The 9,943-nt window shown below is 45.9% G+C and carries 9 protein-coding genes and 1 pseudogene; 3 read left to right on the top strand and 7 right to left on the bottom strand.

Annotated elements, in window-relative coordinates; all coding sequences use genetic code 11:
- A partial coding sequence (locus tag VK541_RS03215; RefSeq protein ID WP_324366869.1) for a UbiD family decarboxylase occupies positions 1-1,339 on the bottom strand: 1,339 nt, incomplete at its 3' end.
- A 90-nt stretch (positions 1,340-1,429) separates the two neighbouring features.
- Positions 1,430-1,909 carry a DNA starvation/stationary phase protection protein gene (locus tag VK541_RS03220; RefSeq protein WP_324366870.1) on the bottom strand — a complete coding sequence of 160 codons (480 nt, stop codon included), beginning with the start codon at positions 1,907-1,909 and terminating at the stop codon, positions 1,430-1,432.
- A gap of 186 nt (positions 1,910-2,095) precedes the next feature.
- On the opposite strand from VK541_RS03220, the gene VK541_RS03225 reads away from it, so the two are divergent.
- Both VK541_RS03225 and VK541_RS03230 read left to right on the top strand, forming a co-directional pair.
- Complete coding sequence (locus tag VK541_RS03225; RefSeq protein ID WP_324366871.1) at positions 2,096-3,331, top strand: LysM peptidoglycan-binding domain-containing protein; 1,236 nt, start codon at positions 2,096-2,098, stop codon at positions 3,329-3,331.
- Positions 3,318-3,962 (top strand): uridine kinase, encoded by a 645-nt coding sequence (locus VK541_RS03230; protein ID WP_324366872.1) that lies wholly within the window; start codon positions 3,318-3,320, stop codon positions 3,960-3,962. Before VK541_RS03225 ends, VK541_RS03230 begins: the two co-directional genes overlap by 14 nt.
- On the opposite strand, the gene VK541_RS03235 is transcribed toward VK541_RS03230, so the two are convergent.
- From VK541_RS03235 to VK541_RS03255, 5 genes are read right to left on the bottom strand one after another with little or no spacing between them, the layout of a single operon-like run.
- Positions 3,959-4,618 carry a CoA transferase subunit B gene (locus VK541_RS03235; protein ID WP_324366874.1) on the bottom strand — a complete coding sequence of 220 codons (660 nt, stop codon included), beginning with the start codon at positions 4,616-4,618 and terminating at the stop codon, positions 3,959-3,961. The genes VK541_RS03230 and VK541_RS03235 overlap by 4 nt on opposite strands.
- A gap of 5 nt (positions 4,619-4,623) precedes the next feature.
- Positions 4,624-5,325: a CoA transferase subunit A gene (locus VK541_RS03240; RefSeq protein WP_324366875.1), complete on the bottom strand. Its 702-nt coding sequence runs from the start codon at positions 5,323-5,325 to the stop codon at positions 4,624-4,626.
- 50 nt (positions 5,326-5,375) lie between these two features.
- Positions 5,376-6,464 carry a PQQ-dependent sugar dehydrogenase gene (locus tag VK541_RS03245; protein WP_324366877.1) on the bottom strand — a complete coding sequence of 363 codons (1,089 nt, stop codon included), beginning with the start codon at positions 6,462-6,464 and terminating at the stop codon, positions 5,376-5,378.
- A 47-nt stretch (positions 6,465-6,511) separates the two neighbouring features.
- Positions 6,512-8,887 carry an endonuclease MutS2 gene (locus tag VK541_RS03250; protein WP_324366879.1) on the bottom strand — a complete coding sequence of 792 codons (2,376 nt, stop codon included), beginning with the start codon at positions 8,885-8,887 and terminating at the stop codon, positions 6,512-6,514.
- A gap of 2 nt (positions 8,888-8,889) precedes the next feature.
- On the bottom strand, positions 8,890-9,540 hold the full coding sequence (locus tag VK541_RS03255) for a DUF4296 domain-containing protein (RefSeq protein WP_324366881.1): 651 nt from the start codon (positions 9,538-9,540) through the stop codon (positions 8,890-8,892).
- Between the two features lie 72 nt (positions 9,541-9,612).
- Here VK541_RS03255 and VK541_RS03260 point away from each other — a divergent pair.
- Positions 9,613-9,943: pseudogene (locus tag VK541_RS03260) on the top strand (YggS family pyridoxal phosphate-dependent enzyme); the annotation flags it as partial.

A 9,943-nucleotide genomic window follows, 5' to 3' on the forward strand; every position in this document is an offset into this window, starting at 1 on the left:
ATCCCTCGCCACTATAGTCCAGTGTATCTATAGTTGTCTGGGTATGAAAGTGCAGGTCCCGGCTGAAATCCATACGGGACAGCACATGCTGCAAAAATGCGGACAGATCATGTGTATCGAGTTGCTCGTCATCTTCCCTCGCCGCAATGAACAGGTATTTGGCCAGGCTCAGCTGATTTTTACCTAATATGTGGTTGGCTATGGTCAGGATTTCCTGGGGCCTTCTTTCTTTTAGATATGGGGTATAGCGTTCGCTGCCTATCGCAAAAAGCAGCGGGTGCACACCTGCGGCATCGACTGCATTTACTGCTTTCAGTCCATGTATTTCTTTGGGCAATGCCGACCCTGCTATCTCGTGGATCAATGCGCCAAAGCTGGTATCTTCTTGCGGTGGCCTGCCCACGACGGTGAATGACCAGATGGCATCCTTGCGATGGTATACATTGTGCACCTTCATCAACGGGAATGGATGTGTAAGACTGTAATAGCCCAGATGGTCGCCAAAGGGGCCTTCAGGTTTGTTTTCCTGCGGATAGACCGTTCCGGTGATGACAAAATCTGCATCAGCCGAGATGCAAAAACCTTCTTCATCGTAAAAATACCTGAACCTGCGGTTACCCAGTGCCCCGGCAAAAGTCATCTCAGACAGCCCTTCCGGCAATGGCATTACTGCCGCCAGCGGATGAGATGGCGGGCCGCCAACGAATATACTCACTTTTAGAGGCTGGCCTTTGGCGTTGGCTTTACTCTGGTGTACCCCAATTCCCCGGTGGATCTGGTAATGCAACCCGATTTCTTTATCCTGGATATAGTCATTGCCTGCCAGCTGGATCCGGTACATGCCCAGGTTGGCGTTGAGTATTCCGGTTTTGTCAATATCCTCTGTGTAAACTTGCGGCATGGTGATGAACGGACCACCATCCATGGGCCAGTTTACAATCTGCGGCAGTGCGGAGATGGTGGTTTTGCTAAATGTATTTTTAAAAATGCTTTGTTTCAGCGGAAGCGCTGTTAAAGCGGTAAAGCCGATACCGGGGAGTTTAAGTGGATTCTTTAAAGCCTTCACAGGATCAGAGCGCAGGTTTACAAGTTGCTCAACCTTAGGCAGGCTGCCCCTGAACATGAACTTTGAGCGTTCCAGGGTACCAAAGAGGTTGGAAACCGCAGGAAACTTACTGCCTTTTACCTTTTCAAAAAATAAAGCAGGTCCTTGTTTTTCATATACACGAAGGTGTATGGCAGCCATTTCCAGATAAGGGTCTACTTCTTCTTTAATCCTGATGAGGTGTCCGTGTTTTTCAAGGTCGGCGACACATTCTGCTAAGCTTTTATATCCCATGTTGCTTCAAAGATATTAAAGAAAGACATAAAAAAGTCACACTGAACTTATTTCAGCATGACTAATGATGATATTAAATAACCTCAGGTACTATTTCTTTCCGGCAAAAGAACGCAGCATCCAGGTATTTTTCTCTTTAAACTGCATAAACTTGTTTACCATATCATTGGTACCGTCGTCACCAGCCTGTTCTGTAGCTTCCAGCAGATCACGCTCCAGCTGGATCAGGTGCGCCATGTCTTCAAGCACCTCGTCAACCATGTCCAGGTCTTTCATCCCGATGGTATTGACCTCTTTAATACCTGATTCTTTGATATAATCCGCGAAGCGGCTGTGCGGCGGCTTGCCCAGCGTCAGCACACGTTCTGCAATCTCGTCGATGGTCAGCTGGGCGTTGGTGTATAATTCTTCAAATTTGATGTGCAAGGTAAAGAAGTTTTGTCCTTTGATGTTCCAGTGACATCCTCTTAATTTCTGGTAATGAACGTGGTAATTGGCCAGGTAATCATTCAGCAGATCAACTACTGGTTTTACTTCTTTTTCATTTAAACTGATTTCTTTTGCGTCCATGGTATTTATTTTTTTATTTTGCCCCCTCTTTCCGGGATTAGGTGGTATAACAAAGATAGCTGAAAATGGTTTAAAAATATCTCTGAAAAGACAATAGGATGCGCCAAACAGCGTTTATAATTACAATTCAACAGGGGGTTACTTTATTATTCGTATTATTGCTCAAAATTTTTTATCAGGACATTAATGTATAGATACTGTATAATAGCAATTGCTGCTATTCTTTTTAATATAAATACTTCATCAGCAAATACCAGGGATTCAATAGGGGTTGAAAATCAAAATGGTAAAAAGGTGGTCATTCACAAGGTCGTGGCCAAAGACACTTATTACTCCATCGCCAGAAGATACAATGTCAATCCTAAGGATGTGATGAACTTTAACGACAGCAAATATTTGCAGATCGGTGTCATTGTTAAAGTACCTACTTCTATGCCGTATACGGTAAATTATAGTACTGCGACAGTTAAAAACACGCCAGGAAATACAACTGCGGTGCCACCTGCTGCCGATTCAAATAGTACTGAACAGGGCCTGATCGAGCATGCAGTACAAAAGAAAGAAAACCTGAACATGCTTGCGGAAAAGTACGGCACTACAGTAAACGAGATCAAAAGGATAAATAATTTAAGGTCTATAAACCTGCAGATCGGCCAGATATTAAAGATTCCGGTTAAAGCAGAAGAGAAAGCACCTGAAGATACTGCGACAGCATCAGTGCAAAAGGTAAATCCGGCAGTAGTTCAGCCTGCAGTGGTACAGACAACCGTGCAGCAGCCATCGCAAAAACAGCCGGTGCCGGCTCCGGTTCCGGACAGAAGGGAGATCAACAAGAACATCGACCTGAACCAAAAAATGGCTGAGAACAAGCCGGACAGCAATGAGCTCATCGTTCATACAGTCGCCTCAAACGAAACCATCTATTCCATCGCTACAAAATATAAGATGACCATCGATCAGCTTAAAGCTAAAAACGACATGACCACCAGTTCATTGAATGTTGGTCAAAAGCTTCTGATCAAAGGTCAGTATCCTGTTAAGCCTGCAAATGCGCCCTTCGCCAGCGAAGCAGATTCTCTGCGTTCGATCAAAGACCCTTCGCTAAGATATCCGGCTGCACGCTATGGCCTCAACCAGATCGAAGAAAAAGGAACCGCGGTATGGATAGCCGATGCGGATCTTGACCCTACTAAAATGCTGGTATTGCACCGTACTGCCCCAATAGGCGGCATTGTCAAAATCACCAATCCCATGAGCAACCGCTCTACCTTCGCAAAGGTTGTTGGTAAATTTACTGAAAATGAGTCCACAAAAGATGTTATCATTGTAATGACAAAAGCTGTCGCAGACGCACTGGGCGCACTGGACAGACGTTTTTATTGCAATTTAACGTACGGCGGACAAGAGAATGAACAAAAATAAACCTTTCATTATAGGCATCGCTGGGGGCAGCGGCTCCGGCAAAACCTTCTTTTTAAATTCCTTCTTACACCATTTCAAAAATGACGAGGTCACCCTTGTCTCCCAGGACGACTATTATTTCCCGGCAGGCGAAATGACCCAGGAAGAAAATAAACTGTACAACTTTGACCTGCCTTCCACTATAGACAATGAGCAATTTTTACAGGACATTAAAAGACTGGTAAAAGGCGAGGTCGTTTATAAAAAAGAATACAATTTCAATAATCCATTGGCGGTAGTCAAAATACTCGAAGTCAACCCGGCCCCTATTGTCATTGTTGAAGGCCTGTTCATTTTGCATTTTAAAGAAATAGCCGCTTTGCTGGACTACAGGATCTTTGTAGAAGCAGAAGAGGCCGTCGCATTGCAGCGAAGAATTAAAAGGGACGGCATGGAACGTGGGTATGCGGAGGATGGTGTCCTGTATAAATGGCACAACCATGTAGTTCCTGCCTACAAGGAATTCCTGCTGCCTTATAAAGGTACCGCAGATAAGGTGGTGATCAATAACCTGGATACTCCGGAAGACATCATCAGGATCACAGAAGAGATCTCAAAAGACCTGAGACCCAGGTATTGTAAACAGTCTTAATCCAGCGCCATTTCCGGTACGTCATCATCTGCATAAAGCTTACCTAAAGTAGCCTGCCTGATGTAATCTACGCTCACTCCCGGTGCCCGTTCTATCAGTTTAAAACCACCTTCCGGCAATACATCCAGTACCGCCAGTTCGGTAACGATCTTCTTGATACACCGCACACCTGTGAGCGGCAAGGTACAGGCAGGCAGCAATTTGCTCTCCCCTGCCTTATTCACATGCTGCATGGCGACAATGATGTTCTTGGCAGAAGCCACCAGGTCCATCGCCCCGCCCATACCCTTTACCATTTTACCAGGAATCTTCCAGTTGGCAATATCACCGTTTTCAGACACCTCCATAGCCCCTAATATCGTCAGATCTATCTTTTGGCTCCTGATCATACCAAAACTCATGGCAGAATCGAATATAGAAGAACCCGGCAGGGTCGTGATGGTCTGTTTACCGGCATTGATCAGGTCAGCATCCTCTTCTCCTTCAAAAGGAAAAGGTCCCATGCCCAATAAACCGTTTTCAGATTGCAGCACCACATTGATCCCTTCGGGAATGTAATTGGCGACCAGTGTAGGGATACCAATCCCCAAATTCACATAATACCTGTCTTTTATCTCTTTTGCGATACGTTTCGCAATTCCGTTCTTATCCAGCATGCCGGTCAGCTTTTAGTTCTAACAGTCCTTTGTTCAATTCTCTTTTCATAACCCGAGCCCTGGAATATGCGGTGCACGTATACTCCCGGCGTATGGACCTGGTCCGGATCAAGTTCACCGGCCTCCACCAGCTCTTCCACCTCAGCAATGGTCACCTTGCCTGCCATGGCCATGACCGGGTTAAAATTGCGGCTGGTAGACCTGTAGATCAGGTTGCCTGCAGTATCGCCCTTCCATGCCTTGACAATGGCAAAATCAGCGTCAAAAGCATATTCCATCAGGTAATCCTTTCCGTTAAAATTCCGTACTTCCTTGCCCTCGGCCACTTCAGTCCCTACCCCGGCAGGCGTATAAATGGCAGGCATACCATATCCGGCAGCCATACATCTGGTAGCCAGGGTACCCTGCGGGATCAGCTCAACCTCCAGTTCACCGCTCAGCAACTGACGCTCAAACTCGGCGTTCTCGCCTACATAAGAAGAGATCATTTTTTTTACCTGGTGATGCTGGAGCATCAACCCTATTCCAAAATCGTCCACACCGGCATTGTTAGAGATACAGGTCAGTTGCCCAACCCCTTTTTTAACCAGCGCGTTGATGCAGTTTTCAGGAATCCCGCAGAGGCCAAAGCCGCCCAGCATGAGCGTACTGCCATCTGTTATGTCCTTAATGGCTTCATCAGCGCCGGAAACAACCTTGTTTATCATGATAATAAGTTTTGCTGCTAAATTATACTATATCCGGCAACCAACACAACTTATTTAGTGATTTCTATGATTTTATCGTTCGAACCATTACTGCTGGCAATGTATACTTTGCCGTCCGGAGACTGGCAAATGGCCCTCAACCGTCCAAATTCATTTAAAAAATAATCTTTTGTGCCGGTAACCTGGTCCCCGGAACTGTTCAGTTTAAGCTGGATAAATTTGGAAGCTTTTAAGGTCACCAGCAGCAGCGAATTTTTCCATTGGGGAATATAATCGGAATTGTAATAAGTAAGCCCCGCCGTCGCTATGGTCGGTGTCCAGGCGGTGATGGGTTCAACCACATCATTGGCAGTACAGAATACTTTTTCGGTGGTTCCGTTGCAATAGCCTTCTACATTTGGCCAGCCGTAGTTCCGCCCTTTTAGGATCACATTGATCTCGTCATCGTTATTGGGGCCATGTTCCGACGCATAAATGCGTCCGTTGGCCTCTACCAGACCCTGCGGATTCCTGTGCCCCAGGCTCCACAGCCTATTGCCGGCTATAGGGTTATCAGCAGGTACAGAGCCGTCCAGATTGACCCTCAAAACCTTACCCGACAAAGAACTGGCATTCTGTGCATTGCCGCTTACACTGGCATCACCGGTCGTGATCAGCAATTTTTGATCAGCAGTGATGAGCAGCCTTGAGCCATTGTGGATGGAGGCAGCAGGGATCTGGTCCAGAATGACCAGCGGAGCGCCGAGCGTACCGCCACTATAGCTAAACCTGACTACTTTCTCTTTATAAGGACTGCCATAATTGTAAACCACATATACCCATGGATTGGCGTCAAACTGCGGATGCAGCGCCATACCCAATAAGCCGCCTTCGCCATTGGAAACTACATCAGGAATGTTGTAAACCAGTGAAACAGCGCCTGTTTGCGGATTTACCCTGCTGATCTTACCCGATCTTTCAGTGATCCAGATCTGCTGGTCAGGGCCATAAACCATTTCCCACACATGAGAAAGACCACTGCTCAGCACACGGGTTTTGATCTCGGCATCCGGCAGTTCTTCACCCGGATCTTTTGGGTTCTTTTTGCAGGCCAGCACCGGGATCATCAGCACAGCGAGCAACATGACCAGTGATTTCATAAGACAATCATTTTATCTTATAACACACTGATAATAAATATGTTTACCTAATTGAAATAAACATAGGAAATTCCGTCGCCGCCACGGTCTGCATGCTCATCTTCTACCCGGTTCACCTGGCTGTATTTTTTTAAATATTCGCGTATCAGTTTCCGGAGGATACCGTCGCCCTTGCCATGGATGATCTTGATGAAAGGAAAACCAAGCATCAGTGATTTGTCCAGGTATTTTTCCAGTTCATAAAGCGCGTCATCACCGCGCTGGCCCCTCAGGTCCAGTTCGGCATTAAAACTGGAGATCGCTTCAGAGATGCTGCCTGTATAGGAATTATTTTGTACCGCTTTTTTAGCCTGCTTGTTGCTGATCTTTTGTACCCGGTTTTTTTTCAGCACCGAGCGCAGGTCACCAAGCGCCACCACCAGGTTGTCCCTGTTGATCTCCAGCACCTGGCCCGTAGTCTCACTGTTGTTCAGCTGCACCCAGTCGCCCACTTCAATCGGCGTATTCACCAGTTTAACTGGTTCTGCTTTTGCCGGTTCATCCTTTACCTGGTGCTGCACCAGTTGCTTTTGCAGGTTCTGCCGCAATTCTTTTGCAACAGTCTTATCTGCTTTTGTTTCCTTGATCTCCGCGATGGTATTCTCGACCAGCTTATTCGCGTTTTTAATGATGGTCTGGGCCTCCAGTTTGGCCTCCTTGATCAACACCTTTTTATTCTCGTCCAAAAACAGCTTCAGCTTCTCATTTTCGGCTACCAGGTTCTTTACCTTGTTCTGCTGATTGGCCAGATGGATCCTGGTATCGTAGATCTGTTTCTTTTCGCGTTCCAGGTCGACCAGCAAGCTGTCTATCCTGTTTTGATTGGTTCCAGTCTTGGCCCTGGCCAGTTCCAGCACTTCTTTCTGCAAGCCGATATTTTGGGCGATCTCAAAAGCATAAGAACTGCCCGGCTTGCCTATTTCCAGTACATACATCGGCTTCATGCGGTCATTGTCAAATAACATCGACGCATTTTCCAAGCCCGGTGTATTGCCAGCAAACAGCTTCAAATTGGAATAGTGGGTCGTAATGACCCCACGGACTTTTTTATTGTTCAGTACCTCCAGCACGGCTTCCGCCATTGGCCCGCCAAACTGCGGATCAGTACCTGTACCAAACTCATCGATCAGTACCAAAGATTTTGGCGTGGCGTGGGCCACAAAATACCGCATCTTGGTCAAATGCGCACTGTAAGTACTCAGGTCACTCTCTATAGACTGGTCATCGCCAATATCAGCAAAGATCTGGTCAAAAACGCCTACCTCGCTGGACTCATGAACAGGAATGAGCAGCCCCGACTGGACCATTACCTGCAGCAGACCCACGGTTTTCATACAGACAGACTTACCGCCGGCATTTGGGCCTGAAACAACTAATATTCTCAGATTTTCATCCAAATGCGCGTTTAAAGGCACCACCGTCTTGCCATCCTCTTTGAAAGAAAGGTAAAGCAGCGGATGCGTCGCATTCACCAGTTTGGTCTTAGGCTCATTGAGCAGCACCGGCATATCTGCCTGTACATCAATGGCAAATAAGGCCTTGGCCCGTACAAAATCCAGTTTGGTGAGGAAACCATGATAAGACAGCAATAGCGGCGTATAAGGCCTCAGGTCAGTGGTCAGCGCGATCAGTATCCTGATGATCTCCCGCCGCCTGTCAAACTCCAGGTCGCGCAGCTTGTTATTTAAGGCAAAAACCTCCTCAGGCTCGATATACACAGTTTGGCCGCTGGCGGACTCATCATGGACAAAACCCCTTAGTTTTCTTTTATTTTCGGCGAGTACAGGGATGCACATCCTGCCGTCACGTATGGTCAAACTGCCATCGGCCACCCAATTGCTGGCTACCGCCTGCCTGTAGATCGAGTCCATGCGCTTGCGTACATCCTGCTCCCCTTTGGCAATATCCCCGATGATCTGCTGCAATAGAGGAGAAGCATTGGGCTTGATCTTTCCTTTTGGATCCAGGACCGCTTCTATCCTTTTGAGAATATTCTTTTCAACCGGCAGGTGCTCAAACAAAGCCTCAAGATTAGGGTAGATCTCCTTGCGTTCATCAAAGAACCTCAATACAGAAAAAACAGTCTGTAACGAAGCGCACATCTGGTGCAATTCCTCTTCTACCAGGTAGGTACCCTCTACCCTGATCTTTTCAGCCAGGGTCTTGATGTCAAAAAATGTACTGATCTGCAGGGGTTCCTGGTTTTGAAGAATACTTTTAAACTCGTAGGTCTGTCTCAGAAACTTATTGATCTGATCAAACTTGGTCATGACCTGCATTTTGCTGACCATCTGCTGGCCCATCGGGCTCAGGCAATGTTTATGAATAAGTTGTTTTATCTCATTAAAACCCAACCGCTCCAAACAATTCTCCGGATATAACATGCTTATTTTACTGAGTTAACTTTTTTTACTGTATTAATTTTTGTGGTCTTTTTCATCCGCTTCGCCTTTCTTAGCGAATCCTTTTTCTTAACCATTTTGAGCGAATCGGATAATTTTTTCATCATGGTTATTGACTTCAGGCGTTCCTTTGGCGACAAGCTGAGCTTTTTAAGAGAATCCATTTGTCTCAAAAACTTTTTCTTTTCTTTTGCTATTTTAAGGGAGTCAGACCGTTTTATCGAATCGTTTTTGAGCTTCAGGGAATCTGCTTTCATCCTTGCCTTTTGCGTATTGAGTATTTTCGCAGTTGCCAGGGAATCTGCTCTTACGAATGCCTTTTTTTCTTTATCCAGACGGCTTACCACTTTTGTGTAGATTTCCGTCATTGCTTTTGGATGTTTATTGTAATAAGCAAAGCTCCTGCTGTAAAGCGCTGAATCAATACCAAATTTTTTATAAATGCCTTTGTAATAACCCGCTGCAACTACCCTTGCAGTATCCATATTGGCAACGGCATTGATGTAACCGTCAAAAACATGGATGTCGTGCAGGATCAGGGCCATCTCATCGGGCTGTATCAGGTCTTTGGGAATGCCCGGCTTGCAGCCCGTCATCAGTAAAAAGGAAATCACTATATATATAAAGTTCTTCATTATAGTCTAAAACATCATTATTTCTTAGCCAAAGTTCGCCAAGGTTCTTATTTTTACCAAAAATACTGATAAATGAGTATAGCCGAGAACTTATTAAAATATAAAAAGGAAATAGAAAGCGATGGCGTGCAGCTGGTGGCCGTATCCAAATTTCAGCAGGCAGATGCTGTTCTGGAGGCTTACAATGCCGGACAGCGTGTATTTGGCGAAAACCTGGTGCAGGAACTCGTGGAAAAACAGGCACTATTGCCGCAAGACATTCAATGGCACCTCATCGGCCATTTGCAGACCAATAAAGTAAAATACATTGCCCCTTTTATCAGTATGATCGAATCCGTCGACAGTTTAAAATTGCTGGTAGAGATCAACAAACAAGCCGCAAAACACAAACGGGTCGTCGATT

Source organism: Pedobacter sp. (assembly GCF_035317785.1).
Classification (GTDB): Bacteria; Bacteroidota; Bacteroidia; order Sphingobacteriales; family Sphingobacteriaceae; genus Pedobacter.